Source organism: Corallococcus sp. CA047B (assembly GCF_003612065.1).
In the GTDB taxonomy this organism is placed as follows: Bacteria; Myxococcota; Myxococcia; order Myxococcales; family Myxococcaceae; genus Corallococcus; species Corallococcus praedator.
The window spans coordinates 1-24,532 of record NZ_RAWD01000045.1 but is presented as its reverse complement, the minus strand read 5'-3'; the positions used below and the strand labels follow the sequence as shown (position 1 = coordinate 24,532).

Genomic DNA, 24,532 nt, shown 5'->3' with positions numbered 1-24,532 from the left:
GGCGGCAAGCCCCCCTTCCCGCGCGTACCGGAAGGACTACGAGCGGCGCGCGCGCTTGGGCGCCGCGGCGGGCGCGCGCTTGCCCCGGGCCGGGGTCGCGGCCTTGCGGGAGGCCGCGACCTTCTTGGCGGCGGCCGGCACCTTCTTCGCGACCTTCTTGGCCACGGACTTCACGCGCGCGGCGGCCTTCTTGGCGGCGGACTTCACCTGGGCCACGACCTTCTTGGCGGCCTTCTTCACCGGGGCCGCGGCCTTGCGGGTGGCGGCACCCGCGCGAGCGGTGGGGCTCGCGCTGCGTTTGGCGGCGGGCTTGGAAGGCTTGGAGGCGGGGCCGGGCACCACGGTGCCGCGCTCGGGCAGCTGGCTCACGAGCTTCTTGGGCGCGATGGCGCGGTAGCTCTCGTCGATCCACGCCTTGATGACGGGCACCGGCACCTGCGAGGCGTCGTCGAAGTTGGCGGTCACCCAGCCGCTCTTGCCCAGGCCGTACTCGGTGGGCTCGGTGAAGGGCAGCGTGAGGGCGGCGTCCTTGGAGTCGGGGAGCTTGGCGGAGAACTTCAGCTTCTCGCCCGTCACGGCCATGAAGAGGAAGGTCTTGTCATTGACCTTCATCGCGCGGTGGCCCCAGGGCTGGTCCTCGTGGGCTCCGGGGTAGCTCAGCGCATGTTCGCGCAGTACCGCTTCGACCTTCTGCGTCTCGTTCTCTGCGGGCATGGGCACCTTGGCTTCGTTGTGAGTCCGGACAGCTTAACCGGACCTGTCGCGTCGGGCGTATTCCCAGATGTGTCGGTCCGTGAAGAGAAGCGGCGGGTGACCGGGCACCCGTCCCGCTTCAACCCGCATCCTTCCGGACGCGTGGCATTAGGTAACGGGTCCGCGCCACGCATAGTCTTTGGGTCAACAAGGAGCCCTGCCTCAATGTCTCAGTCGCTGCTCGCCACGGATGGCTACAAGTTCAGCATGGCGGAGGCCGGCTGGCCCCTGCGGAAGGAAACGTTCTACTACTCGCACCGCAAGGGCGGGCCCCAGGTGATGCCGCTGGACCTGGAGGCGTACGTGCGCAGGCTGCTGCCCGTGCCCCAGCCGGAGGACTACGCCTTCCTCGCGCAGCACGACTACGAGATGGGCGTGGGCTTCAAGGCGGCCATCCTGCGCACGGAGCGCTTGTCCGTGCGCGCCGTCCCCCGGGGCGCGGTGTTCCTGCCGCGCGAGCCCATCCTCACGCTCACCGGCCCCTCCGCGCTGGTGTCCTGGCTGGAGCCGCTGCTGTTGCAGCTCAACTACCGCATCCAGGTGGCCACCCAGGCGCTGCAGGACCGGGAGGCGCTGGCGCGCTCGCTCACCACGGTGACGTGCGAGGAGGAGAAGCGCATCGCCCTGGAGACGCTGGACCAGGTGGGCGTGAAGGCCATGCCCATCCGGGTGGACACCGAAGGTTATGTCCAGCGCGTGCGGGCGCAGGTGAAGGAGCTGGTGGACCTGGTCGAGGACCCGTCCCGCATCTTCGAGGTGGGCCTGCGCGCGGCCACCTGCCTGGAGCAGCACGAGCTGGCCCTGCGCGCCTGTCAGGACGCGGGCGTGCAGCGCACGAGCAACGTGGAGGGCGCGCGCGTGCTGGGGATGATTCCCGTGGGCACCATGGGCCATGAGCACGTGCAGCGCTACGGCTCCGACGACGCGGCCTTCCGCGCGATGCACGAGCGGCGGCCGCAGCGCTCCAGCTACCTCTTGGACACCTTCGACACGCTCACGTCGGGCATCCCGGCCGCGTTCAAGCTCATCTCGGAGGAGCCGCAGGGCGGGGACTCCATCCGGTTCGACTCCGGCAACAAGAAGCTCCAGTACCTGTACGCGGTGACGCGCGCCAAGGACATGGGCATCAAGCCGGTGCTCATCCTGGAGGACGGCCTGGACGCGCAGATGACGCGCGAGTTCGAGGAGCTGCGCAGGCAGGTGGGCTGGGAGCCGACGGCGCAGTTCTACGGCTACGGCGGCCACATCGTCGCGCGGACGATGTCGCACGCGCTGACGCGTGACCGGGTGGCGGCCGTCTACAAGCTGTCGTGCACGGGCGCGACGCCGGTGATGAAGTTCGGCAACGAACTGACCGAAGGCAAGCAGAGCGTCCCCGGTACGCCCATCATCTTCCGCCGCCGCACCGGCACGGGGCCGCTGGGGCTGGTGGGACAGGCGGGTGAGGCGACCCCCCCAGGGCTACTTCCCGCTGATGGAGGCGGAGGCCGGGACGCCGTCGCTTTCGGGCGTGGAGGGCGTGGCGCCGGAGGAGCAGCGCATCGGCTACACTGCGACCACGCAGGCGCTGGTGGAATCGCTCACGCGGCGCCACTTCCCGCAGGGCCGCTGACGCTTCCGGTAGGACGACGGGGCGGGCGGCGCCAGGCGGTCTGGAGAAGACGTCATGTTTCTGCCCCTCCCCGGGTTTCTCGACATCCACCGCGTCGGTGAGCTGTACCTGGAGCGCGTGGCGGAGGTCTCCGCGGAGGCCTTCCGCTACGCCGCCGAGCACCGCGTGCGTCCGGCCCGCGAGGACCCCATCCGCGTCGCGGCGTTCGGCATCGACGTGCAGGTGGGCTTCTGCCTGCCCGGCGCGGCCCTCTTCGTCCCTGGCGCGGTGGAGGACACCTCGCGCGCGCTGCTGTGGATGTACACGAACCTGGCGCACATCACGGAGCTGGTGTTCTCGCTGGACACCCACCGCGTGTTTCAAATCTTCCATCCGGCGTGGTGGAAGGACGCGGAGGGCCGTCCGCCCGCGCCCATGACGGTCATCACCGCGAAGGACGTGCGCAGTGGCCGCTGGCGCCCCACGCGCCACCCCCAGGAGAGCCTGGCGTACTGCGAGCAGTTGGAGGCGAGCGGCCGGTACGTGCTCAACATCTGGCCGTACCACTCGCTGCTGGGCGGAATGAGCCACGCGCTGATGCCGGCGATGTACGAGGCCAGCCTCTTCCACGCGCTCGTGCGCGACACGCCCACCCGGTTCGACCTGAAGGGCGAGAACCCGCTGACGGAGAGCTACTCCGTGATGTCGCCGGAGGTGAAGGAGGTGAACGGCCAGCGCGTGGGCGAGTTCAACCAGGGCCTCATGGATCACCTGATGACGTTCGACCGCGTGTATGTCTTCGGGCAGGCCAGCTCCCACTGCGTGCTGTCCACGCTGCGGGACCTGCAGCAGTACCTGGAGCGCACGGACCCGTCGAAGCTGTCGCGCATCCACATCCTGGAGGACGCGATGAGCCCCGTGCCCGCGCCCCCGTTGAGCCCGCTGCCCGCGGCGCTGGACTTCCCCCGCATCGCGAAGGAGGCGCTGGAGGGCTTCCGCGCCGCCGGGATGCGCGTGGTGCGCACGACGGACGGGGTGGGCGAGTAACGGGGGCGGCTACCGGCCCAGCCGGCCCATGGCCCAGCGCGCCGTCGCTTCGCGCAGGGTGTCGTGGGCGCTGGCGCCGGGACGGGCCTGTGCGTTCAGCTCCACCACGTCGCGGAAGAGCGACATGTCCAGCAGGGCATCCGCGTGCACGCTGCCCGTGAAGAGCACCACCTGGGTGCCATGCTCGCGCGCCAGCCGCGCGAGCGCGCCAGGGCCCTTGCCCAGCCACGTCTGCCGGTCGAAGCGCCCCTCGCCGGTGAGCACCAGGTCCGCGAGCAGCACGCGCCGCTCCAGCCCCAGCGCCCGCGACACCATGACGTAGCCGGACGTCAGCTTCGCGCCCGTGAGGGCGGCCAGCCCGTAGCCCATGCCTCCCGCCGCGCCCGCGCCCGGCGTCGACGCGGCGGATTCACCCGCCACGCGCGCGAAGGTGGCGAGCGCCGCTTCCATTTCCTCCACCACTTCGGGTGACGCGCCCTTCTGCGGACCGAAGAGGCGCGCGGCGCCGTCCTCACCCAGCAGCGGCGTGATGACGTCCGTGGCCGCCAGCAGCTCCACCTTGCCCAGGCGGGGATGCCTTGCGTCCGACTCCACGCGCGCGAGCTTCGCGAGGGAGGCGCCCCCGGGGGGCAGCGGGTTTCCCTGCGCATCCAGGAAGCGGTAGCCCAGGGCCTCCAGCGCGCCCTTGCCGCCATCCGTGCTGGCGCTGCCGCCCAGGCCGACGATGAGCCGCTCGCAGCCCTCGTCCAGGGCCGCGCGCATGAGCTCGCCCGTGCCGTAGGTGCACGCGGCGCGGGCATCCCGTGCTTCGGGCGGCACCCGCGACAGGCCCGACGCCGCCGCCATCTCCACCACCGCGGTGCGGCCGTCCTCCAGGCGTGCCCATGCGGCCTCCACCGGGGCGCCCATCGGGCCTCGCACGGTGCGCAGCCGCCGCTCGCCGCGCCCGCCCGCGAGCAACGCGTCCACCGTGCCGGGACCTCCGTCCGCGAGCGGTGCCACGTCCAGCACCACGTCCATGGACGCCTGCCGCAGCCCTTCCGCCATGGCGGCCGAGGCCTCGGCGGCGCTCAGGGTGCCCTTGAACTCCTGGGGCGCGATGAGCCAGCGCGGACGGATCACGTGCGGAGCCCCGCCGATGCGCAAGGCGTGGAGCGGTGCGATGCCGTGAAGGAGGACTTCGCGAACACGACGGCGCTCCGGTGGGCGTTCAGCCACCGCGTCTGCAGCATGGACTTCACGGTTCCTCCCGGGCCGGGGCGGTACGTGCCTCGGCATACCATTCCAGGAGGGGACGGGGGCCCTGGAGCGACGGCATCACCCGCTGTGAAATGCGCTCCAGCCGGAGCAACAGGCGCGTCACGTCCTCGGCGGGCTGCCGGGCCGGGCCGCGGATCCGTTCACAGAAGAACGTCCGGCAGCCGAACGGGCGGTCCGCGTACACCGTGCAGCGCTTTCCCGCCGCGTCCAGGAACGGGCAGCCCCCATCCGCGCGGGGTGGGGGGAGCGACCGGCCCCGGGAGAGGACTTCCCACTCGGGACGCCACAACCAGGGCTGCCGCTTCGTGGTGGCCAGCTGGCAGCACTCGCCGCTGGAGGGGCAGGAGTAGGGGACGTACGCTGCGTCCGCCTGACGGTAGACGGTGCGCGTCTCCTGCATGGCGCGCTCCAGCTCCCGCGTACCGGACGCGGGGGCTTCGTCGTCTGCGTCGTCCCAGTCCCGGCGCGCCATCTCAACCGTTCTCGTACGTCGGGGTCCGAAGGACGGACCCCTTGGGTCCTACCCTAACTCACAGCATGCGCAGCACGAAACATTTGAGGTAGCGCGTCTCGCGCAGGTTGAGGAGCACGGGGTGATCCCGACCTGCACCACGCCGTTCGATGATCTGCACGCGGCGGCGCGCGTCCGACGCGGCGGAGGCGAGCATGTCCTCGAACGCCTGTTCGTCCACGTGGTACGTGCAGCTGGCCGTGATGAGGATTCCGCCCGGGCGCAGCAGCTGGAAGGCGCGCAGGTTGAGTTCGTTGTAGCCGCGCACCGCCGCCGGGATGGCGTCCTTGTTCTTCGCGAAGGAGGGCGGATCCAACACGATGGTGTCGAAGCGCTTGCCCTCGTCCACCGCGTCGCGCAGGAAGTCGAACGCGTTGCCCGTCACCACGTCCAGGTTGGTGAGCTTGTTGGCCTGGGCGTTCTCCTTCAGCTGCGCGGAGGCCGCGTCGGAAATCTCCACCGCGGTGACGTGCTTCGCCTTCGTGGCCAGCTGGAGCGCGAAGCCGCCCACGTAGCTGAAGCAGTCGAGCGCGTCGCCGAAGGCGTAGTGCGCCGCCATCACGTGGTTCTCGCGCTGGTCCAGGAAGGCGCCCGTCTTCTGGCCTTCGAGCAGGTCCGCGCGCATGCGCACGAGGCCCTCGTCGAAGGACACGGGGCCCGGCGGCAGCGTTCCGCGCAGGAGGCCCTTCTCCGGCAGCAGGCCCTCCAGGTGGCGCACGCTCACGTCGGAGCGGTTGACGATGCCCTTGGGGTGGAACTGCTCCTCCAGCAGGTCCGCGATGAGGTCCTTGCGCTGCTCCATGGCGGGGACGAGGAACTGCACGCTCAGGTAGTCGCCGTAGCGGTCCACCACGAGCCCGGGCAGGCCGTCCGCCTCGCCGTGCACCAGCCGGTACGTCGTCTCACCGGGGAGCGCCAGCTTGCGCAGGGCCTCCGCGGACTGGAGGCGCTTGCGGAAGAACTCCACATCCACCGCGACGTCGTCGTTGGTGAGCCAGCGCAGGGAGATCTTGGACACCTTCGAATAGAAGGCCTTGCCCATGAACCAGCCACGGCCGTCCACCACGCGCACCACTTCGCCGCCCTGGAGGCCGGGGTCGCCGTTGAGGTCCGCGCGGTAGATCCACGGCGGGCCGGCCTGCCAGCGGTCGCTGCCGCGGCGCAGGAGCATCACCTGGGGCGTGCCGTCGGGGCCCAGGTCGGGCGTCTTGCGGTCGGGGTGGTGCTTCTCCGGACGCGAGCCGGGCCTCCCGCTTCCAGGAGGATGGGCGCCCGACCTTGCGCCTCCGGAAGACGCGTCGCCGGGCCTCCCGCGTCCGGGAGGAGGGGAGCCGGGCCGGCCGGAGCGTGGGGGAGAGGAAGGCTTCATGAGGCGTCTCGGAGGGAAAGGGGGCGGGTACAGCCCCGCGCGGCGTATACTCGTAACCCGCGTGAGATTCGAGTACGAGCTGGTCCTTCAACCGATGGCCCCAGGCGGTCCATACGACGCAGCGCGGGTGGATGCCCTCCTGGCGGCAAGGTCAGGGGCCGTCCGCCCGGACGGCGCGCGTGACTGGGCCCTGTCCCAGGGCAACGTGGAGGTGACGCCGCTCCGCGACCAGGGCCGGGTCATGGCACTGGAGCTGCGCGTGCCCCTGCTGGAACACCCGGACCTCATCCGCGAGGTGCTGAAGGAAGCAGCGGCCCTGGCCCGCGAGGCGAAGCTCCGGCTGTTCGACCCGCAGCTCGGTCAGGTCCTGGCTGCCTCCGACACGGAGCGCGTGGTGGCGCAGTACGCGCGCACGGAGCAGTACGCGCGCACGGCGCCGCGCATGGAGATCACGCCCGGCCTGGCGGAGGCGATGGACGCGGCGGCCCGGTACGCCCCGAAGGGGCCCGGGATGTCGCTGCCCATGAAGCTCATCCTCTTCGGGGTGGGGGGCTTCGCGATCCTCTACTTCGTGATGACGTCCCTGGTCCGGCAGCTCAACGGGGAATGAGTCCACCGATCCAGCTCCAGCGGGAGTGACGGGTGGGTTCCAGGTGGACGGCGGTCCAGCCCCGGGAGCGGGAGAAGCACTTCGTCGTCCTGCGCTGGGCGGGGGAGGGGAATGACCCGCTCCAGGGACTGGACGCGGACGTAGTTCACTGGCGGTCTGGCTGTAGATGAGCGCGGAGGCGGTTCTGGCGTTAACGTGCCGGCGTGCTCAAGGCCCTCGTCATCGTCTGCATCCTGTTGCCCCTGGCGGAGCTGTACCTGCTGATCACCCTCGGGCAGCACATCGGGCTGGGGTCCACGCTCGGGTTGCTTGCCGCTTCCGCCGTGCTGGGAAGCCTCATCGCCCGGAAGCAGGGCGAACGGGTGTTCCGCAACTGGCGTGAGGCGATGGCCGGCGGCGGAGTGCCCGAGGAGGGCCTGCTCAGCGGCGTGCTGGTGATGGTGGGCGGTGCGCTACTCATCGCGCCGGGGTTCATCTCGGACGTCATCGGGCTGGCGCTGATGGTGCCTCCGGTGCGCCGCTACATGACGGCGCGCGTCCGGCGCTCGCTGGAGCAGACCCTGCGCTCGGGCGCGGTGCGCGTGACGCACTTCGGGGGCGTGGGGCCGACTCCGGACGGACCTCCGTTCGACCCGAACCGGGCGCCGGGGCCCTTCCAGGATGCCCGGCGCTTCGACACCTCGGAGGTGCCTGCTTCGGTGGAGCCGTCCGAGGGGTCCACGACCTTCCGCCGCCCCCGGAGCGAGGGCGGCGAGGTGGACGCGGACTTCACCAGCGACGAGGAACCCCGGGGCTGACGGGCGTCCGCTGGGGCGAGCCCGGTGCGTTCCACCGGGGCGTGACGGGCAGGGGCGCGGGTGCGCTTTCGGGCGTTCCCGACGCGGGGTTGACGGGCAGCCCCAGCGCGACGCGGGCCTCGGGGGCGTAGCGGCCGCTGGGGAACTCCCGCAGGTACTGACGGTATTCGTCCTCGGCGGCCACGGGTTGACGCTGCTTCGTGAAGCAGCGACCCCGGAGGGAGCGGGCCTCCTCGCGGTGGTTCGAGCGGGGACTGGCTTCGGCGATTTCACCCAGGCCCACGAGGAAGCGTCCGCACGTCGTTGCATGGGACTGCAACCGCGCGTAGCCGAGGAAACGCTCGTCGGAGTCGTCCGACAGGAGGCCACCCGGCACGAGCATGCCCAGCGTCTTGCGCCGACGCGGCGGAGGCGGAGGCACCGCCGCGATGGAGGGGGCCTGCACCGCTCCGGGCGTCAACCCGAGAGCGGAGGGCGCGAGCGCATCGCCGGAGGAACCAGGGTAGGGCACGAAGTCATCGTCGGAGGGCGAGGGCCTGGTGGGCGCCGTGGCCACGGCGGTGTCGCTTGCTGATGGCGGGGACTCGGGCGCCGGAGCGATGGCCTCTGTCGGTGGGGCCGGGGCCTCCAATGGATTGGCGGCGGTGGCAAAAGACTGGCGCGGCGCGGAGTTGTTCGTGGGTTGCGACTGCGCGCTCTTGGATGCGACCGCGGTGTCCGGCTTCACCTTCGGGGCAGGGACCACGTCGGTCCGGGTCGGCTCCTTCCGTGAAGACTGCACACTCGCGACGGTGGGGCGAGGCTCGGCGGCCCGCAGGTCGTGGAAGGCCTGACGGTCGCCAGCGGAAAGCGCGCGAGGTCGCAGCGCGCCTCCGGCCTGGGTGAGTTCCACGCGTTCACCCGCGTCCACGAAGCGCGGAGGTTGTCCTTCCGCGTCCACGCGCACGCGGCCTTCGAGCACCGCCACCGCGGCACCCCTGGAGGTGCGCTCCACGGAGAAGACCGTCCCGACGACGGTGACCCGCAGGCCGGCGGACTCCACGAGGAAGCCCTCCCGCCGCGCGTGCGAGGCCGTCACGGAGAGGCGTCCCTGCTGGACCGTGAGGTGCACCGCGTTCGTCTCCGCGCGAGCGAGCAACACGTCCGAGCCGGCCGACAGCCGCACCCGACTTTCGTCTGGAAGGCGCAGCACGGCGGACGCCTTCGGAAGCGTGCGGACCGCCATGCCCGAGCGCAACCGCGTGCCTGACTCAAGCGCGTGCTCCGACCCGGTGACCTCACGCACCACCGCGCCAGTCACGCGCTCCACCTCGGTGGTGGACGCCGCGTCGGCGCGGGCCGCGATGGTTTCCTGGGCCTTCTGTGCATCTCCCGTCGTGGGCGTGGAGCCCGGTCCGGTCGCCACGACCGCCGGATCCTTTCGCGCATCCACAGGTGGATGCGCAGGCGTGGATCCAGACGAACCCTCCACGTCACGCGGAGCCTGCACCGCGACAGTGGACGTCCCCAGCCCCGCGTTCCGCCGCGCCATCAGCGCACTGCCCAGCCACAACACGAGCGCGACAGCACAGGCCCCGGCGAGCGTCAGGGCCCACGGCGACAGGAACCGACGCTCGGGCACGGCCATCCGCGTCGCCGCTGCGGCCTTCAACCTTGCGCCCGTCTCCTCCCACCGCACGGCGGGCGCCACCTCGCGCGCGGTGTGCAGCAGCGCGCGGGCCTCCACCACCCGCTTCAGCTCATTCGCGCACGCCGCGCAGGCCGCCACGTGCGCCTCCACGCGGGCCTTCGCTCCGGTCTCCAATTCGCCCGCGGCCAGCGCCCACAGGGCCTGGGTCTCATGGCCGGCCATGGGAGCCTCCCACCGGACGGGCGACGACCAGACGCTGCATGGCTTCGGTGAACTCCACTCTCGCGTGGTGCAGGCGGCTGCGCACGGTGTTGACGGAGCTTCCCACGGCCAGGGCGATCTCGTCCGGACTCATGCCGCACAGCTCGTGGTACACGAAGACGATCCGCTTCTTGGGCTTGAGCTTCTCCAGCGCCGCCTCCACCAGCCGGGCCGCCTGACGACGCTCCGCGGCGCGCTCTGGATCCTCCCCCGGGGCCACCACCTCCGGCGGATCCGCGAACGCATCCTCCGGCCGCCTCCGCTTCCAGCGCAGGTGGCTCAGCGCCACGTTGGAGCACACCCGGTAGAGGAACGTGCGGAAGCGCGACTCGCCCCGGAAGCCCTTCACCGCCGTGAGCAGCCGCAGGTACGTCTCCTGGAGCAGGTCCTCCACCTCCACGCGGTTGCCCACCAGGTGGCGCAGCGTTCGCGCCGCGTCCTCGCGCGTGGCCTCATAGAGCTGCTCGAAGGCGGAGAGTTCCCCGGCCTGGATGCGGCGCACCAGGAGGAGCAGGTGGGCTTCGTCCGTGGACTGCTGCGCGCGCGTGGCGCCCTCGCCCGACCCGGCTTCGGGTGGGTTCGCGGCAGCCCACGAGCGTGCTCCACGGATGAACACCGCCGCTTCTCCTTCAAGATGACGCAGGACGTTCCCCCCATCGAGGAACGCCCTCCAGTCTGTGTCGGTGGTCCAGACGAGCACACTGCCTCCGTGCCCCTGGGTCTCCGGAGAGACGAAAAAAGATCAAAATTATTTGATCGATTCGGCCCCCTCTTGCGTCGAAGCCTCACGAAATCGGATGACCCCCCCGGTGGCCGGTCCGGACCCATCCTATTCCTTTGGAGCCCCCACTCATGAGGAACACCTCGCTTCGCGGCACGCTGTTCGTGCCGTTCCTTGCGCTGTTAGGCCTGTTGTCGGGTTGCATCCTCGATACGCGTGGAGACGGGTACTGGCCCGACGATGACTACGACTACAGCTCCAGCTGCGTGAGTACGTCCGACTGTGGCTCCGACCAGTACTGTCGGGCCGGCAGTTGCTGGGACCTCTCCTCCGACGCCAACTCCTGCGTGTACTCCAGCGAGTGTCCCGGCTCGCAGATGTGCATCAACGGCTGGTGCGCCCAGTCCTGCTACCGCGACTCGGAATGCGGCGCCTCCGGCCGCTGCCAGGACAACTTCTGCACCCCCAAGCCCGGCAGCGGTGGCTCGACGGACGGCGGCACCAAGACGGACGGCGGCACCAAGCCGGATGGCGGCTCCCAGACGGACGGCGGCACCAAGCCGGACGGCGGCACCAGGCCGGACGGCGGCTCCCAGACGGACGGCGGCACCGCCCCGACCTGCAGGGTCAATACGGACTGCGGCGCGGACCGCTACTGCATCAACAGCGTCTGCAAGGCCGGGTGTGACACGGATGCCAAGTGCGGCCCCAACGGCGTGTGCATCCAGGGCCTGTGCGAGCCCCGCCAGCAGGACCCGAACGCCTGCACCACGCAGGCCCAGTGCCCGGCCAACAACGACTGCGTGAACGGCCAGTGCCGCGCGCCCTGCACCTCCACCACGGAGTGCTCGGCGGACACCAAGTGCGAGATTGGCTACTGCCTGCCCATCCCCTCCGGTGGCGCGTGCAAGGCCAACTGCGAGTGCCCCGCCGGCCAGGTCTGCACCAGCGGTCAGTGCAAGTCGCCGCAGCCGGACCCGGGCCAGTCGTGCCAGGCCAACTGCGACTGCCCCTCCGGTCAGGTCTGCTCCAGCGGCAAGTGCAAGGCGCCCACGCCGGACCCCGGCACGGGCAGCGGCATGTCCTGCACGGTGAACTGCGAGTGCCCGTCCGGTGAGGTCTGCACCAGCGGCAAGTGCAAGCTGCCCCCGACGCAGCCGTCGCAGGACGCCGGCACGTCCGGCTCCGTGTGCCGGGCCAACTGCGAGTGCCCCGCCGGCCAGGCCTGCACCAGCGGCCAGTGCAAGCCCGTGAACAACGGCTCCGGCAAGGTCTGCCAGGCCAACTGCGAGTGCCCGTCCGGCGAGCGCTGCCAGGACAACGTCTGCTGGCTGTAGTCGCCGCCAGCAGGTGACGGCTTTCAGCGCGAGGGGGCCACCATGCGCCAGCAGCGGTGGATCTCCTTGCGGTGGAAGTCCTCGGGGATGGAGCGGGGGGTGAGTTCCTCCACCTGCTCCAGGCCCCGGGTCGCGGAGTCCTTCAGTTCGAAGCCCAGGTAGTTCGTGGAGAAGTACAGGACACCTCCGGGCGACAAGAGCGCCTGGAGGTGTTCGAGCATCCGCACGTGGTCGCGCTGCACGTCGAAGTTCCCCGACATCTTCTTCGACGTGGAGAACGACGGCGGGTCGCACACGATGAGGTCATACCGGTCCTCCCCGTGCCGGGCCTGGTCCTCCAGCCACGCCTTCGCGTCCGCGCGGATGAGCACGTGGCGCGGATCCGCCAGGCCGTTGAGCACCAGGTTGTCCTCCGCCCAGTCCAGGTACGTGTTGGACAGGTCCACGCTCACGCTGCCCCTGGCGCCGCCCGCCGCCGCGTACACCGTGAAGGCGCCCGTGTACGCGAAGAGGTTGAGGAACTGTTTGCCCTTCGCTTCCGTGCGCACGCGCGCGCGGGTGTTGCGGTGGTCCATGAACAGGCCGGTGTCCAGGTAGTCGCCCAGGTTCACCCAGAACTTCAGCCCCTGCTCCTCCACCACCAGCCGCTCGCTGCCCTGGCCCACGCGGCCGTACTGCGAGCGGCCCCAGGGCTGGGGCGTGTGCGTCTTCACGGACGTCTTCTCCGCGGGCACGCCCAGCACGGCGGTGACGGCGGCGAGCACCTCCGCGCGTTCGGAATCCGTGCTGGCGCCCTTCGCGTGGGCCTTGCGGCGCGGGTACTCCACGACGTGCGCGTGGTCGCCGTAGAGGTCCACCGCGTAGGAGTACTCCGGGATGTCCCGGTCATAGACGCGAAAGGCGGTGAGCCCCTGCGCGCGGGCCCACTTGCGCAGGCGCTTCGCGTTCTTGCGCAGGCGGTTCTCGAACATGCTCGCGCCCGCCGCCGCGCCCTGTGTGTCCACTTTGCCTTCGTCCGCCATGCCCCGTCGGTCCTTCCTGTTTCGCACCCGCGCGCCGCCCCTCATATTGCAGGCCGGACGGGGGGCGGGGGAAAACCCGGGGCCATGAGCGTGCGCGTCGAGAAGAACGGCCCCGTCACCACCGTCATCCTCCACCGCCCGGAGGTGCGCAACGCGGTGGACCGCGACACGGCGACCGGACTGGCGGACGCCTTCCGTGCCTTCGACGCGGACCCCGACGCGCGCGTGGGCGTGCTCTTCGGCGACGCGGGCACCTTCTGCTCGGGCGCGGACCTGAAGGCCGTGGCGGAAGGGCGCCTGTCGCGCCTGGAGCCGGAAGGGGATGGGCCCATGGGCCCCTCTCGCATGTTGCTGTCCAAGCCGGTGGTGGCGGCCATCTCCGGGCACGCGGTGGCGGGGGGGCTGGAGCTGGCCCTGTGGTGTGATTTGCGCGTGGCGGAGGAGGACGCGGTGCTGGGCGTCTTCTGCCGCCGCTGGGGCGTGCCGCTCATCGACGGGGGCACCGTGCGCCTGCCCCGGCTGATTGGCCTGTCCCGGGCCCTGGACCTCATCCTCACCGGCCGCCCCGTGCCCGCGTCCGAGGCGCTGGGCATGGGGCTGGTCAACCGCGTGGTGCCGAAAGGCGAGGCCCGGGCGGCGGCGGAGGCCCTGGCGCACCAACTGGCCGCGTTCCCCCAGGCGTGCATGAAGGCGGACCGGATGTCCGCCTACACGCAGGCCGGGCTGGGCCTGGAAGACGCATTGCGCCAGGAGTTCCAGGAGGGGGTGAAGGTGCTCCAAACGGAGTCCATCGCCGGGGCCACGCGCTTCGCCGGGGGAGCGGGCCGGCACGGCCGGTTCGAGTAGACACCGGAAGGCACCCCGGGAGCGCTGCGCGGCACGTGGGACTGTGTTAGTTCGCGGGCCATGCGCTTCGACACGCTCGCCATCCATGCCGGCCAGGAGCCGGACCCCACCACGGGCGCCATCATGACGCCCGTCTACCTGACCTCCACCTACGTCCAGGACGGGCCGGGGGAGCACAAGGGCTACGAGTACAGCCGCACGCAGAACCCCACGCGCAAGGCCCTGCAGGACTGCCTGGCCGCGCTGGAGGGCGCGAAGTACGGCGCCGCGTTCGCGTCCGGCCTCGCTGGCACCGACATGCTGATGCACATGCTGGAGGTCGGTGACCACGTCATCGTCTCCGACGACGTGTACGGCGGCACCTTCCGCCTCTTCGACAAGGTGTGGAAGCGCGCGGGCATCACGTACTCCTTCGTGGACCTCTCCAAGCCGGAGAACTTCGAAGCGGCCATCACCCCCAAGACGAAGATGGTCTGGGTGGAGACGCCGACCAACCCGATGCTCAAGCTCATCGACCTGGGCCGCATCGCGGAGATCGCCAAGAAGCGCGGCATCCTGTCCGTCGCGGACAACACGTTCATGACGCCGTACTTCCAGAAGCCGCTGGCGCTGGGCTTCGACGTCGTCGCGCACTCCACGACGAAATACCTCAACGGCCACAGCGACGTGGTGGGCGGCTTCGTGTGCACCAGCCGCGATGACGTCGCGGAGCGGATGTACTTCCTGCAGAACGCGGTGGGCGGCGTGTCCGGCGCCTTCGACAGCTTCCTCGTGCTGCGCGGCGTGAAGACGCTGCACGTGCGCATGGACCGCCACGCGCACAACGCGATGAAGGTCGCCCAGTACCTGTCCACGCACAAGCAGGTGAAGAAGGTCACCTACCCGGGCCTGGAGACGCACCCGCAGCACGCCCTGGCGCGCCAGCAGATGACCGGCTTCGGCGGCATGCTGACGTTCGACATCCACGGCGGCCTGGAGGCGGCGCGCACCTTCCTCAAGGCGGTGAAGGTCTTCGCCTGCGCCGAGTCCCTGGGCGGCGTCGAGTCCCTCATCGAGCACCCCGCCATCATGACCCACGCCTCCGTCCCCAAGGAGACGCGGGAGAAGCTGGGCATCGCGGACGGCTTCATCCGCCTGTCCGTGGGCATCGAGGACTCGCAGGACCTCATCGACGACCTGGCGCAGGCGCTCGACCGGGCGAAGTAGCCCCCGGCCGCACCGTCGCTTCAACGCCGGGCCTTCACGCTCCCCCACACCGGGCGCGTGGAGGCCCTTCGTCGTTTCCGGACCCGGAGCGCGGCCCACGCCTGCCTCCTCTCCAGGCTGCCCGGATGCCCTCCGGGGCAGGGGGAATGTTGGTTGGAACACAACGTTCCCGCCGCGATGCGCAATCGACTGCTTGTCTCCACCGGCCTCCTGGGCGCGTGGCTCGCGACTGGCTGCGAGTCCCCGCCTGTTCCCACTGACTCGGATGACCCTCCCGCCGCGCTCCCCGCGCCGGCGGCGCAAGACGAAGAAGCGTCCCTCGCCGCGGCCAATTGCAACCAGCTCGCCCCCAAGGCGGTGACGGCCAGCGGTGACGACGGCAACGTGGCCGCGAACACGCAGGACGACAACCTGGCCACGCGCTGGAGCGCGCAGGGGCAGGGCGTCTGGCTCCAGATGGACCTGGGCACGGCGCAGTCCCTCACCGGCACCACCATCGCGTGGCACCGGGGCAACGAGCGGCAGAACCACTTCACCATCGCCACCTCCACGGACGGCGCCACCTTCACGCAGGCGTACGCGGGCGACAGCGCCCTCAATGCCTCCGCGCAGACGATGTCCTTCTCCGCTCGCAGCGCGCGCTATGTGCGCATCACCGTCAACGGCAACACGGTGAACGACTGGAACTCCATCGCGGAGACCCGGGCGTGCGCGGCGGGCGCGACTCCCACGCCTCCGTCCTCGTCCGACTCCGGTCCTGTGCTGCCCCGGCTGCCGTACTTGCAGAGCGTGAAGCAGACCTCCGCCATCGTGGCCTTCCGCACGGCCAGCACCTGCACGCCCACCGTGCGCTACGGCGAAGGCACCAGCCTGACGAACACGGTCAGCGCGGGCGTGTCCGGCACGCGCCACGCGGTGAAGCTGTCGGACCTGACCGCGGGCCGCACCTACGGCTACGTGGTGTCCGCGTGCGGCAGCACCACGGGGCTGCGCAGCTTCCAGACGTCCACGGCGTCCACCGCCACGAAGGTGCACTTCACCGCGATGGGTGACTTCGGCACGGGCGGCAGCTACCAGAAGAAGGTGATGGCGGTGATGTCCACGCCCGCGTGGCGTTCGGAGCTGCTGCTGGCCCTGGGCGACAACGCGTATCCGGACGGCACCGACGCGGAGTTCCAGGCGCACCTCTTCACGCCCATGGCCACGCTCTTGCGTCAGGTGCCCATGTTCGCCACGCCCGGCAACCACGAGTACGTGACGAACCAGGCGCAGCCCTACCTGGACAACCTCTACCTGCCGGCCAACAACCCGGCGGGCACGGAGCGCTACTACTCCTTCGACTGGGGCCCGGTGCACTTCATCTCGCTGGACTCCAACTGCGCGGTGGGGCTCGCGTCCGCGGACCGGTGCACGCTCGCGGCGCAGAAGGCGTGGGCGGAGAGCGACCTGGCCGCGAACACGCGCCCGTGGACGGTGGCCTTCTTCCACCACCCGTCCTGGTCCAGCGGTGAGCACGGCTCGCAGCTCACCATGCGCCGCCAGTTCGGCCCGCTGTTCGAGAAGTACGGCGTGGACCTGGTGCTCACCGGGCATGACCACGACTACGAGCGCAGCAAGCCGATGTACGGCGACAACGTGGCGTCCGGCAGCCAGCGCGGCATCCCGTACCTCGTGGTGGGCAGTGGCGGCGCGACCCTGCGTCCCTTCGCCACCAGCCAGCCCGCGTGGACCGCGCTGCGCGACAACCAGGCCTACGGCTTCCTGGACGTGACGGTGGACGGCGGCACGCTGACGGCGCGGCTCATCACCTCCAGCAACACCGTGCGCGACACGCTCACCCTGAAGAAGACCCTGGCCAAGAGCGCGGCCCGGACGGCGAGCAGCGCGGACGAGGTCGCGGCGGAGGAGGCCCATGACACGCCTCCGGGACCGACGGATGACCGCGCGGAGCCGCGCGTCCTCCGGCCGGTGCCGCCCGCGGACACCCTGGAGTCCGTGGCGGATCCCGAAGAGCCGCTTCCGCAGTAGCCGAAGGGGCCCGCCGGAAGGTAGGGAGGGGCGGACACCGTTCCACCCCTTCCATCGCCGGCGGGCCGGCACACCTTTTCGAGGGACACCATGCGCTACTTCGACGACTTCCCCATCGGTGAGATCATGGAGCTGGGGCCGTATGTGGTGACGCGCGAGGAGATCCTCGCGTTCGCGCACCAGTTCGACCCCCAGCCCTTCCACATCGACGAGGACGCCGCGCGCCAGAGCATCTACGGCGGCATCATCGCCAGCGGCTGGCACACCGCCTCCATCTGCCACAAGCTGCTCGTGCAGGGCCTGCTGAGCACGTCCGCCAGCATGGGCTCCCCGGGCCTGGATGAGCTGCGCTGGAAGAAGCCGGTGCGCCCGGGGGACACCCTCAAGGTGCGCGTCGAGACGCTGGAAGCCCGGCCCTCCACGAGCAAGCCGGACCGGGGCGCCCTCAAGTTCCGCTTCGAGGTCGTCAACCAGCACGGCGAAGTCGTGATGACGGAGCTCGCCAACGCGCTCTTCGCCCGTCGCGCGCCGGCCCCCTGACGAAAACCGGGACACTTTGAGTTCCAGGGGCAACCTGGGCTAGCAATAGCGCCCAAGGAGAAGCCCATGTCCGACAAGAACGAAGTGGTGCCGCCTCCGGCGCCCAGCCGTCTGAAGCGTCCGGTGGAGGTGGTGCGCGCGGAGCTGCTGGCCGACGCGGACGTGAAGCAGCAGGCGGAGATGCTCAAGCTCCCCATTGAGGCGTACGTGGAGAAGATCCTCGACTACGCCATCCACCCGGACAAGCCGCCCCAGCTCCAGATCATCCCCGACGAGGAGCTGAAGGCGCGCGACCCGAAGATCGCCACGGTGGAGGAGATCGGAACCCACCTGCAGAAGATCATCGACGGGGAGATCGTCATCAGCCCGGCCCAGCAGCGCGACGGCTTCAGCAGCGACAAGAGCCATGATCAGCGCTACAGCGCCGCGCTCGGCTCCGCGCCCAAGCCCGGCGAGCCCGTGGCCCCGAAGCCCGGCACCCCCTCGGATCCGGCCGTCACCAAGAAGGGCCCCATCCGGGGCTGATTTCCGCAACCTCGCGGAACTGCTGGGCTTTTCCCGGATGAATCCTGATTATTCCAGGACCGGAAACTAATCGCCCCTCGGGCCGACAATCCTTCAACGTTTCACTTCGAGGGCCGCCACGCGGTCCTCCCGAAAAGGATCACGACCATGGGCGGCATCGGCAAGGCAATCGGCAAGGTGATGGACATCGTCAAGCCGTTCGTGACGATGGTGAACCCGCTGCTCGGCGCGGCGATGAGCTTCGCCAGCGGCCTGATGCAGGGCAAGAACCCCCTGCAGTCGCTGCTGGGCGCGGCCACCGACCTCATCCCGGGCGGCGGCGTGCTGAAGAACGCCATGGGCATGTTCGCCAACTCCGGCCTGATGGACGGCGCGGGCGGCAACAGCCTGCTGTCCGGCGCGCTGAACCTGGCGACCGGCAAGAGCAAGGTCACGGACGTCATCGGCGACCTGTTCAAGTCGAACAAGAAGAACCCGCTCACCGACATCGGCATGAGCAACACGGCGGAGCTCGCCGCGCAGCGCATGTCGACGTTCCTCGCCTAGTCCATGAAGCCCATTCCCTTCGACCCCAAGCTGCACCACGGGTTGCTCGAGCTGTGGCGCAAGCCATGGGACGAGACCATGACCCCGGATGCCCTTCCTCAGACGGGCTTCGTGGTCCCGGACAAGGCGGCGGGCTTCCTGTACCGGACGGACAGCTCGGTGGCGCTGATCGAAGGGATCATCGCCGCCCCCGGGCTGAGCAAGGAAGTTCGCAACGAGGCCGTCAACGCCATCGTCGCCGCGATTCGCGACGAGGCCCGGCGGCTGGGCTTCAAGCTGCTGCTGGGTTACTCGCAGCTGGACGCCATCATGGAGCGCGCCAAGCGCTTCGGCTTCATCCACGTGGGCCCGGGCTTCCACATGGTGGCCCTGGACCTGACGAAGCCGGATCCCTGACGCGCCGCTGAAGCGCTGGACACGCACGAAGGGCCCGAAGGGAGGTTTCTCCTCCTTCCGGGCCCTCGGTGTTTCCGGCGCCTGCCGCGTCGCCTCAGGCGGCGGTGCGGTGCAGGTAGTCGATGAGGTCGATCTTCGTGACGATGGCGATGACCTTCTCGCCGTCCTTCACCACGGCCACGTTGTCGCGCGCGAAGATTTCACGCAGCCGGTCGATGCTGGCCTCGGCGGCCACGGCGCCCTGGAGCGGGGCGACGATGGGGTCGATGGTGTCCTGGAACTTCACCTTGTTGGCGACCAGGGCGTTGAGCAGGTCGTACTCGTGCACCATGCCCGCGGCGCGCCCGTCGTCGGACACCACCGGCATCTGGCTGATGCCATGGCTGCGCATCGTCTCCACCACGCGGTCCACGCGGTCCCCGCGCTTCGCCGTCTTCAGCTCGCGCGGCTTCGCGCCGATGATGTCGCGCACGGTGCCGGCGCCCTTCTCCTGCATGAAGCCGTTGTCGCGCATCCACTCGTCGGAGTGGAACTTGGAGATGTAGCTGCTGCCGGAGTCGGGCAGGACGACCACGATGGTCTTGCCCTTGCCAATCTCCTTCGCCAGCTCCACCGCCACGTGCACCGCGGCGCCGGAGGAGCCACCCGCGAAGATGCCCTCCTCGCGCGCGAGCCGGCGGGCCGCGTTGAAGCACTGGCGGTCATCCACCTGGCGCACGTCGTCCACGACGGAGAAGTCCATCGCGCCGCAGAGCATGTCCTCGCCGATGCCTTCCACCTTGTACACGTGCGGCTCGGTGAGCTTGCCCGTCTTGAAGTAGCCCTCGTAGACGGAGCCTTCGGGGTCCACGCCCACGTTCTTCAGGCCGGGGATCTTCTCCTTCAGGAACTTGCCGGCGCCGCTCATCGTGCCGCCGGTGCCCAGGCCCGACACGAAGTAGTCGAACTTGCCCTCGGTCTGCTCGAGGATCTCCGGACCCGTCGTGTGGTAGTGCGCCTCGATGTTGTCCGGGTTGTGGTACTGGTTCAGCATGAACGCGCCGGGCGTCTCCTTGGCCAACCGCTTGGACGTCTCGTAGTAGCTGCGAGGGTCCTCGGCGGGCACGTTCGTCGGCGTGACGACGACCTGGGCGCCCATGGCCTTCAGGCGGTTGATCTTCTCCAGGGACATCTTGTCCGGCATGGTGAAGATGCACTTGTAGCCCTTCACCGCCGCCGCCAGCGCCACGCCCATGCCGGTGTTGCCGGACGTGTTCTCCACGATGGTGCCGCCGGGCTTGAGCGTGCCCGCCCGTTCGGCCTTCTCGATGATGTAGAGCGCCATGCGGTCCTTGATGGACGCGCCGGGGTTCATGAACTCGCACTTCACGAGCACGGTGGCGTCGTTCGGACCGACCAGCTTGTTGAGCTTCACCAGCGGCGTGTGGCCAATGGCGGTGAGGATGTTCTCTTGGATGTCCATCGTGCGTGGCTTCCCGAAAAGGGGGGTATCGGGGCCTTATACGTGCTCCGCCCCGTCAGGGGGAACATGCCCGGAGGCCCCAGGCTTCCTGACGCGGGAGGACCAAAAGGGTTGCGCTTCCCCGGCCCCGGGCGGCGGCCTTCACGGGGCCCAGGGTCCCCTCGTCGCTTAGGCGACAGGCCGGACGGTCGCCGGGCCAGCGGCCCACGCGGGCTTTGACCCGCCGCGCCGTGCCTCCGATACTCGCGGGCGACTTTCCTTCCCCCGCTGGAGCACCCGTCCGCATGGAACTTGAGGCCGCCCTTCGCGACCAGGTGGGACAGGCCATTGGCCGTCCCGTTCCCGACGCACCCATCACGAAGCTCAAGGGCGAGGCGAGCAGTCGCTCCTACTACCGCGTCGGCGCGCCCCCGGACAGCTGGGTGGCCATGGTGATGCCGCCGGACGCGACGAAGAAGAGCGACGAGGCCACCAAGGGCGAGCCCCCGAAGGAGCTGCCCTTCGTCAACGTCCACCGCTACCTGAGCGGGCTGGGCGTGCGCGTGCCGCGCATCCACCGCTACGACGAGCCCGCCGGCATCATGATTTTGGAGGACCTGAGCGACATCACCTTCGAGTCCGCGCTGGAGGGGGGCCGCCACAACCAGGCGCTCTACACGCGCGCGGTGGAGCTGCTGGCGCGCCTGCGCGTGCAGGCGGAGAAGAAGCAGGATCCGGAGTGTCTGGCCTTCACGCGCGCCTTCGATGAAGACCTGTACGACTGGGAGCTGCACCACTTCCGCGAGTGGGGCCTGGAGGCCTGGAGCGGCAAGAAGCCCACGGACGCGGAGCGCGCCGAACTGGACGCCACGTTCAAGGACATCGCGAAGCAGCTGGCCGCCGCGCCGCGCGGCTTCACGCACCGCGACTACCAGAGCCGCAACATCATGGTGAAGGAGGGCGAGCTCATCGTCATCGACTTCCAGGACGCGCTCCAGGGCCCCCGTCAGTACGACCTGGTGGCGCTGCTGCGCGACAGCTACGTGGAGCTGGACCGCGCGTTCGTGGACACGATGCTGGATGTCTACATCGCCACGTTCGAGAAGGAGAGCGGGGAGAAGATTGACGCGAAGGCCTTCAAGGCGTTCTTCGACCTGCTCACCATCCAGCGCAAGCTGAAGGACGCGGGCCGCTTCGAGTTCATCAACCGCGTGAAGGGCAACCCGGGCTTCCTGGTGTCCATCCCCGCGTCGCTGCGCTACGTGAAGGACGCGTTCGCGCGCCGGCCGGAGCTGTCGAAGCTCCAGACGCTGATTGCGAAGTACGTGCCCGAGCTGGCGGCCTGAGCGCATGAAGGCCATGGTCCTCTGCGCGGGCCTGGGCACGCGCCTGCGCCCGCTCACCGAGCGCTGGCCCAAGCCGGCCATGCCGTTTCTTGGCCAGCCGCTGTTCCGCTACCACCTGGCGGTGCTGAAGGCCGCGGGCGTGACGGCGGTGGGCATCAACACGCACCACCTGCCGGACACGATGGCGAAGGCGGCCCGCGCGGAGTGCGAGCGCGCGGGGCTGTCCCTGCACGTCGTGCACGAGCCCGTCATCCAGGGCACTGGCGGCGGCATCCGCGGCCTGAAGGACTTCCTCGCGGGCGAGGACTTCATCGTGTTCAACGGGGACATCCTCTTCCCGGTGGACCTGAGGCCCGTGGTCGCGGCGCACCGGGAGTCCGGCGCGGTGGCCACGATGGTGCTCCTGCCCATGCCGGAGGGGGAGACGTACGCGGCTGTGGAGGCGGACGCGGGCATGCAGGTGAAGCGCATCGCGGGGTACGGGCCGGGCGGTGACGGGCTCAATCCCTGGCACTTCACCGGCGTGCACGTGATGTCCCCCAGCGTGTTCGACTTCATGACGGCCGAGGGTCCCGAGGACATCAACCGCGAGGTCTACGTGCGGGTGATGCAGGCGGGGCTCAAGATTCGCGGGCACGCGGTGGACGCGTACTGGTCGGATTTGGGCATGCCTTCGCGCTACCTGGCCACCGTGCGGGACGTGCTGGAAGGGCGCGTGCCGCTCCAGGCGCTGGGGACGGACTCGCCGCTCGCGGGGCTGAAGGCCGATGCCGCCGGGGCGTGGGTGCATCCGGAGGCCCGCGTCGCGGGGACGGTGCGCGGGCCCGCGTACGTGGGCGCTGGGGCCGTCGTGGATGCGGGCGCCAGCGTGGGCCCGGGCGTGTCGGTGGGCCCGGGGGCGCGGGTAGGGCAGGGGGCCCGGCTGGAGCGCTGCGCCGTGTTCGAGGAGACGCAGGTGGCGCCGGGTGAGGCCCTCACGGAGCTGCTCGCGTGGGGCCCGCACCGGGTGCCCGCTTCGCTCGCGGGACGCTGAGGCTTCAGGGCTTTGCGTTGACGGGGCCCGTCCTCCTGTCGGGAGGCCGGGCCCTGGTCATGTGCTTCAGGCGGCGTGGTAGCGCGCGAGCACGCAGGTGACGTTGTCGTTGCCGCCCGCCGCGTTGGCCAGGTCGATGAGCTGGCCGCACGCCTTCTCCAGCTCCGGCGTGCGCGACAGGATGTCCTGCATCTGCGCGTCGGAGATCATGCCGCTCAGGCCGTCCGAGCACAGCAGGAAGACGTCGTTCTCCAGCGGGTCCACGCGGGTGACGTCCACCTGCACCTGCTCCTTCATCCCCAGCGCGCGCACGATGACGTTCTTGTGGGGGAAGTTCTCAATCTCCTCCGGCGAGAGCTTCTTCGCCTTGAGGTAGTCGTTGAGCAGCGAGTGGTCCTCCGTCACCTGCTGGAGGATGCCACCGCGGAAGAAGTACACCCGGCTGTCGCCCACGTGGCCCACGTAGACCGCGCTGTCCGCGAAGTGCACGGACACGATGGTGGTGCCCATGCCCTTGTACTTGGTGTCCACGGTGGCGCGCTCGAAGATGCGGGCGTTGGCCAGCTTGATGCCGGTGGACAGCCGGTTCTCATCGTAGTTGCGCTGCTTGTCCATCTTGAACGGCCAGGTGGCGTCCTGGTCCTTGGACGTCATGCGGAAGAACTCGCCCAGCTCGTCCACCGCGATGCGGCTGGCGATTTCTCCGGACGAGTGACCGCCCATGCCGTCCGCCACGACCACGAGGTTCTCCTCGGTGAGCACGAGGTAGTTGTCCTCGTTGTGGTTCCGCTTCATCCCGACGTGGGTGCTGCCGGCGACCTCGATGCGCATGCGTGGGGACTCTTCCGGGAGAGGCGTGAAAATCGGGCCGCGACGTTAACAAAGCGGTCGGAAAGGGGTCAAAAAGCTCTCGCCGATGAGGCCCCCCACCCTCCGGGTGTGGGTGGGCGGGGAGGCGGGAGCGATTTTCCTTTTCAGGAGGTAACAGTCTCCGCGGGCGCGAACACCAGCCGGTCACCCTCCTGGGTGCCGCTCGCCAGGAGGACGCCCGAGGGCAGCTCCAGGACCGAGCGGGCGCGGCGGTAGATGGAGGTGGCACGCCAGGGGGGAAGCGCGGACAGTTGCTTGACGATGCGCCCTTCCGCGTCCAGGAAGGCGACGTCGATGGGGATGCGCATGAAGAACGTGTGGATGGAGTTGCAGGGCTCGATGTGCATCCCGGCCCCCATCGGCAGTGAGGCGCGGCCCATGAGGCCCTGGAAGCGCTGGACGAAGGACTCGGCCCGTTCGGCGCGGTCCGCGAGCAGCCGCTGCCGCGTTTCGTTGGTCACCCTCCAGTGCATGTCCCGTGTTCTACCCCATGCTTGAGCCCCTGGCGTCCCCCCTGCATCTGGTCCTGGTCTCCCCCCAGATTCCGCCCAACACGGGCAACGTGGCCCGGCTGTGCGCGGTGACGGGCTGCCGGCTCATCCTGGTGGAGCCCCTGGGGTTCTCCATCGACGACCGGAACCTCAAGCGGGCGGGGCTGGACTACTGGGACAAGGTGTTCCTGAAGCTGTACCCGACCTATGACGCCTACGTGGCGGAGTACCCGGAGGCCCGGCGGTGGCTGTTCTCCGCCCGGGCCCAGACGTCGCTCTACGCGGCCCGGTTCCAGGCGGGGGACCACCTGGTGTTCGGCTCGGAGGTGACGGGGCTGTTGCCGGAGGTGATGGC

General features: G+C 69.9%; 25 protein-coding genes and 1 pseudogene. 16 read left to right on the top strand and 10 right to left on the bottom strand.

Features of this window, described 5'->3' with window-relative positions; genetic code table 11:
- Positions 1 to 36: 36 nt before the first annotated feature.
- Entirely contained in the window at positions 37 to 714 is a 678-nt protein-coding gene (locus D7X74_RS10480) for an MmcQ/YjbR family DNA-binding protein (RefSeq protein ID WP_120532790.1), read from the bottom strand.
- Between the two features lie 204 nt (positions 715 to 918).
- Between D7X74_RS10480 and D7X74_RS10475 the strand changes: the two are divergent.
- Positions 919 to 2,365: pseudogene (locus D7X74_RS10475) on the top strand (nicotinate phosphoribosyltransferase).
- Positions 2,366 to 2,419: 54 nt separating this feature from the next.
- Positions 2,420 to 3,391 (top strand): nicotinamidase, encoded by a 972-nt coding sequence (locus tag D7X74_RS10470; RefSeq protein WP_120532789.1) that lies wholly within the window; start codon positions 2,420 to 2,422, stop codon positions 3,389 to 3,391.
- Positions 3,392 to 3,400: 9 nt separating this feature from the next.
- On the opposite strand, the gene D7X74_RS10465 is transcribed toward D7X74_RS10470, so the two are convergent.
- From D7X74_RS10465 to D7X74_RS10455, 3 genes are all read right to left on the bottom strand, one after another.
- Positions 3,401 to 4,513, bottom strand: a complete 1,113-nt coding sequence (locus tag D7X74_RS10465; protein ID WP_120532788.1) for a glycerate kinase — start codon at positions 4,511 to 4,513, stop codon at positions 3,401 to 3,403.
- A 115-nt stretch (positions 4,514 to 4,628) separates the two neighbouring features.
- Positions 4,629 to 5,123 (bottom strand): YkgJ family cysteine cluster protein, encoded by a 495-nt coding sequence (locus D7X74_RS10460; RefSeq protein ID WP_120532787.1) that lies wholly within the window; start codon positions 5,121 to 5,123, stop codon positions 4,629 to 4,631.
- A 58-nt stretch (positions 5,124 to 5,181) separates the two neighbouring features.
- Positions 5,182 to 6,531, bottom strand: a complete 1,350-nt coding sequence (locus D7X74_RS10455; RefSeq protein WP_233595521.1) for a class I SAM-dependent rRNA methyltransferase — start codon at positions 6,529 to 6,531, stop codon at positions 5,182 to 5,184.
- Between the two features lie 127 nt (positions 6,532 to 6,658).
- On the opposite strand from D7X74_RS10455, the gene D7X74_RS10450 reads away from it, so the two are divergent.
- Genes D7X74_RS10450 through D7X74_RS10440 form a run of 3 tightly spaced genes read left to right on the top strand, consistent with a single transcriptional unit; the run spans position 6,659 to position 7,938 of the window.
- Positions 6,659 to 7,141 carry a hypothetical protein gene (locus tag D7X74_RS10450; protein WP_233602049.1) on the top strand — a complete coding sequence of 161 codons (483 nt, stop codon included), beginning with the start codon at positions 6,659 to 6,661 and terminating at the stop codon, positions 7,139 to 7,141.
- 32 nt (positions 7,142 to 7,173) lie between these two features.
- The gene (locus tag D7X74_RS45250) at positions 7,174 to 7,311 is read left to right on the top strand and encodes a TIGR02450 family Trp-rich protein (protein WP_120532784.1); all 138 of its coding nucleotides are present in this window, start codon (positions 7,174 to 7,176) and stop codon (positions 7,309 to 7,311) included.
- Between the two features lie 33 nt (positions 7,312 to 7,344).
- Positions 7,345 to 7,938 carry an FxsA family protein gene (locus D7X74_RS10440; RefSeq protein ID WP_120532783.1) on the top strand — a complete coding sequence of 198 codons (594 nt, stop codon included), beginning with the start codon at positions 7,345 to 7,347 and terminating at the stop codon, positions 7,936 to 7,938.
- Here D7X74_RS10440 and D7X74_RS10435 read toward each other — a convergent pair.
- The gene (locus tag D7X74_RS10435; protein ID WP_120532782.1) at positions 7,910 to 9,790 is read right to left on the bottom strand and encodes a FecR family protein; all 1,881 of its coding nucleotides are present in this window, start codon (positions 9,788 to 9,790) and stop codon (positions 7,910 to 7,912) included. The two genes, D7X74_RS10440 and D7X74_RS10435, sit on opposite strands and share 29 nt — an antisense overlap.
- Positions 9,777 to 10,445 (bottom strand): RNA polymerase sigma factor, encoded by a 669-nt coding sequence (locus D7X74_RS10430; RefSeq protein WP_120532781.1) that lies wholly within the window; start codon positions 10,443 to 10,445, stop codon positions 9,777 to 9,779. Before D7X74_RS10430 ends, D7X74_RS10435 begins: the two co-directional genes overlap by 14 nt.
- 236 nt (positions 10,446 to 10,681) lie before the next feature.
- On the opposite strand from D7X74_RS10430, the gene D7X74_RS10425 reads away from it, so the two are divergent.
- Complete coding sequence (locus tag D7X74_RS10425; RefSeq protein WP_120532780.1) at positions 10,682 to 11,887, top strand: hypothetical protein; 1,206 nt, start codon at positions 10,682 to 10,684, stop codon at positions 11,885 to 11,887.
- Between the two features lie 23 nt (positions 11,888 to 11,910).
- Here the strand turns inward: D7X74_RS10425 and D7X74_RS10420 are convergent, their stop codons facing one another.
- Positions 11,911 to 12,909, bottom strand: a complete 999-nt coding sequence (locus D7X74_RS10420) for a class I SAM-dependent methyltransferase (protein WP_199741802.1) — start codon at positions 12,907 to 12,909, stop codon at positions 11,911 to 11,913.
- An 84-nt stretch (positions 12,910 to 12,993) separates the two neighbouring features.
- Here D7X74_RS10420 and D7X74_RS10415 point away from each other — a divergent pair, with 84 nt between their 5' ends.
- The 7 genes from D7X74_RS10415 to D7X74_RS10385 all read left to right on the top strand — a co-directional run bounded on the left by D7X74_RS10415 (position 12,994) and on the right by D7X74_RS10385 (position 18,996).
- Positions 12,994 to 13,755: a crotonase/enoyl-CoA hydratase family protein gene (locus D7X74_RS10415; protein ID WP_120532778.1), complete on the top strand. Its 762-nt coding sequence runs from the start codon at positions 12,994 to 12,996 to the stop codon at positions 13,753 to 13,755.
- A gap of 60 nt (positions 13,756 to 13,815) precedes the next feature.
- A complete protein-coding gene (locus D7X74_RS10410) occupies positions 13,816 to 14,961 on the top strand; it encodes a cystathionine gamma-synthase (RefSeq protein WP_120532777.1) in 1,146 nt (381 codons plus the stop codon).
- Between the two features lie 177 nt (positions 14,962 to 15,138).
- Positions 15,139 to 16,989: a discoidin domain-containing protein gene (locus D7X74_RS10405; protein ID WP_120532776.1), complete on the top strand. Its 1,851-nt coding sequence runs from the start codon at positions 15,139 to 15,141 to the stop codon at positions 16,987 to 16,989.
- A 90-nt stretch (positions 16,990 to 17,079) separates the two neighbouring features.
- A complete protein-coding gene (locus tag D7X74_RS10400; RefSeq protein ID WP_120532775.1) occupies positions 17,080 to 17,529 on the top strand; it encodes a MaoC family dehydratase in 450 nt (149 codons plus the stop codon).
- A gap of 66 nt (positions 17,530 to 17,595) precedes the next feature.
- Positions 17,596 to 18,054, top strand: coding sequence for a hypothetical protein (locus tag D7X74_RS10395; RefSeq protein WP_120532774.1), 459 nt, complete (start codon positions 17,596 to 17,598; stop codon positions 18,052 to 18,054).
- A gap of 147 nt (positions 18,055 to 18,201) precedes the next feature.
- Entirely contained in the window at positions 18,202 to 18,600 is a 399-nt protein-coding gene (locus D7X74_RS10390; protein WP_120532773.1) for a hypothetical protein, read from the top strand.
- A gap of 3 nt (positions 18,601 to 18,603) precedes the next feature.
- Positions 18,604 to 18,996 (top strand): hypothetical protein, encoded by a 393-nt coding sequence (locus D7X74_RS10385; RefSeq protein WP_120532772.1) that lies wholly within the window; start codon positions 18,604 to 18,606, stop codon positions 18,994 to 18,996.
- A 94-nt stretch (positions 18,997 to 19,090) separates the two neighbouring features.
- Here D7X74_RS10385 and D7X74_RS10380 read toward each other — a convergent pair whose 3' ends face one another.
- Positions 19,091 to 20,458 carry a pyridoxal-phosphate dependent enzyme gene (locus tag D7X74_RS10380; protein WP_120532771.1) on the bottom strand — a complete coding sequence of 456 codons (1,368 nt, stop codon included), beginning with the start codon at positions 20,456 to 20,458 and terminating at the stop codon, positions 19,091 to 19,093.
- 284 nt (positions 20,459 to 20,742) lie between these two features.
- On the opposite strand from D7X74_RS10380, the gene D7X74_RS10375 reads away from it, so the two are divergent.
- Positions 20,743 to 21,783, top strand: a complete 1,041-nt coding sequence (locus tag D7X74_RS10375) for an aminoglycoside phosphotransferase family protein (RefSeq protein ID WP_120532770.1) — start codon at positions 20,743 to 20,745, stop codon at positions 21,781 to 21,783.
- Positions 21,784 to 21,787: 4 nt separating this feature from the next.
- On the top strand, positions 21,788 to 22,816 hold the full coding sequence (locus D7X74_RS10370; RefSeq protein ID WP_120532769.1) for an NDP-sugar synthase: 1,029 nt from the start codon (positions 21,788 to 21,790) through the stop codon (positions 22,814 to 22,816).
- Positions 22,817 to 22,882: 66 nt separating this feature from the next.
- Here the strand turns inward: D7X74_RS10370 and D7X74_RS10365 are convergent, their stop codons facing one another.
- Positions 22,883 to 23,647, bottom strand: a complete 765-nt coding sequence (locus D7X74_RS10365) for a Stp1/IreP family PP2C-type Ser/Thr phosphatase (RefSeq protein WP_120532768.1) — start codon at positions 23,645 to 23,647, stop codon at positions 22,883 to 22,885.
- Between the two features lie 143 nt (positions 23,648 to 23,790).
- Entirely contained in the window at positions 23,791 to 24,159 is a 369-nt protein-coding gene (locus D7X74_RS10360) for a DUF192 domain-containing protein (RefSeq protein WP_120532767.1), read from the bottom strand.
- A gap of 17 nt (positions 24,160 to 24,176) precedes the next feature.
- Here D7X74_RS10360 and D7X74_RS10355 point away from each other — a divergent pair.
- On the top strand, positions 24,177 to 24,532 hold a 356-nt coding region (locus D7X74_RS10355; protein ID WP_120532799.1), incomplete at its 3' end, for a tRNA (cytidine(34)-2'-O)-methyltransferase.

Excerpts from the sequence above, each read along its gene's own strand:
- D7X74_RS10480 (WP_120532790.1), bottom strand. The coding sequence starts at position 714 with ATGCCCGCAGAGAACGAGACGCAGAAGGTCGAAGCGGTACTGCGCGAA.
- D7X74_RS10470 (WP_120532789.1), top strand. The coding sequence starts at position 2,420 with ATGTTTCTGCCCCTCCCCGGGTTTCTCGACATCCACCGCGTCGGTGAG.
- D7X74_RS10460 (WP_120532787.1), bottom strand. The coding sequence starts at position 5,123 with ATGGCGCGCCGGGACTGGGACGACGCAGACGACGAAGCCCCCGCGTCC.
- D7X74_RS10455 (WP_233595521.1), bottom strand. The coding sequence starts at position 6,531 with ATGAAGCCTTCCTCTCCCCCACGCTCCGGCCGGCCCGGCTCCCCTCCT.
- D7X74_RS10435 (WP_120532782.1), bottom strand. The coding sequence starts at position 9,790 with ATGGCCGGCCATGAGACCCAGGCCCTGTGGGCGCTGGCCGCGGGCGAA.
- D7X74_RS10425 (WP_120532780.1), top strand. The coding sequence starts at position 10,682 with ATGAGGAACACCTCGCTTCGCGGCACGCTGTTCGTGCCGTTCCTTGCG.
- D7X74_RS10420 (WP_199741802.1), bottom strand. The coding sequence starts at position 12,909 with ATGGCGGACGAAGGCAAAGTGGACACACAGGGCGCGGCGGCGGGCGCG.
- D7X74_RS10415 (WP_120532778.1), top strand. The coding sequence starts at position 12,994 with ATGAGCGTGCGCGTCGAGAAGAACGGCCCCGTCACCACCGTCATCCTC.
- D7X74_RS10410 (WP_120532777.1), top strand. The coding sequence starts at position 13,816 with ATGCGCTTCGACACGCTCGCCATCCATGCCGGCCAGGAGCCGGACCCC.
- D7X74_RS10405 (WP_120532776.1), top strand. The coding sequence starts at position 15,139 with ATGCGCAATCGACTGCTTGTCTCCACCGGCCTCCTGGGCGCGTGGCTC.
- D7X74_RS10400 (WP_120532775.1), top strand. The coding sequence starts at position 17,080 with ATGCGCTACTTCGACGACTTCCCCATCGGTGAGATCATGGAGCTGGGG.
- D7X74_RS10395 (WP_120532774.1), top strand. The coding sequence starts at position 17,596 with ATGTCCGACAAGAACGAAGTGGTGCCGCCTCCGGCGCCCAGCCGTCTG.
- D7X74_RS10390 (WP_120532773.1), top strand. The coding sequence starts at position 18,202 with ATGGGCGGCATCGGCAAGGCAATCGGCAAGGTGATGGACATCGTCAAG.
- D7X74_RS10385 (WP_120532772.1), top strand. The coding sequence starts at position 18,604 with ATGAAGCCCATTCCCTTCGACCCCAAGCTGCACCACGGGTTGCTCGAG.
- D7X74_RS10380 (WP_120532771.1), bottom strand. The coding sequence starts at position 20,458 with ATGGACATCCAAGAGAACATCCTCACCGCCATTGGCCACACGCCGCTG.
- D7X74_RS10375 (WP_120532770.1), top strand. The coding sequence starts at position 20,743 with ATGGAACTTGAGGCCGCCCTTCGCGACCAGGTGGGACAGGCCATTGGC.
- D7X74_RS10370 (WP_120532769.1), top strand. The coding sequence starts at position 21,788 with ATGAAGGCCATGGTCCTCTGCGCGGGCCTGGGCACGCGCCTGCGCCCG.
- D7X74_RS10365 (WP_120532768.1), bottom strand. The coding sequence starts at position 23,647 with ATGCGCATCGAGGTCGCCGGCAGCACCCACGTCGGGATGAAGCGGAAC.
- D7X74_RS10360 (WP_120532767.1), bottom strand. The coding sequence starts at position 24,159 with ATGCACTGGAGGGTGACCAACGAAACGCGGCAGCGGCTGCTCGCGGAC.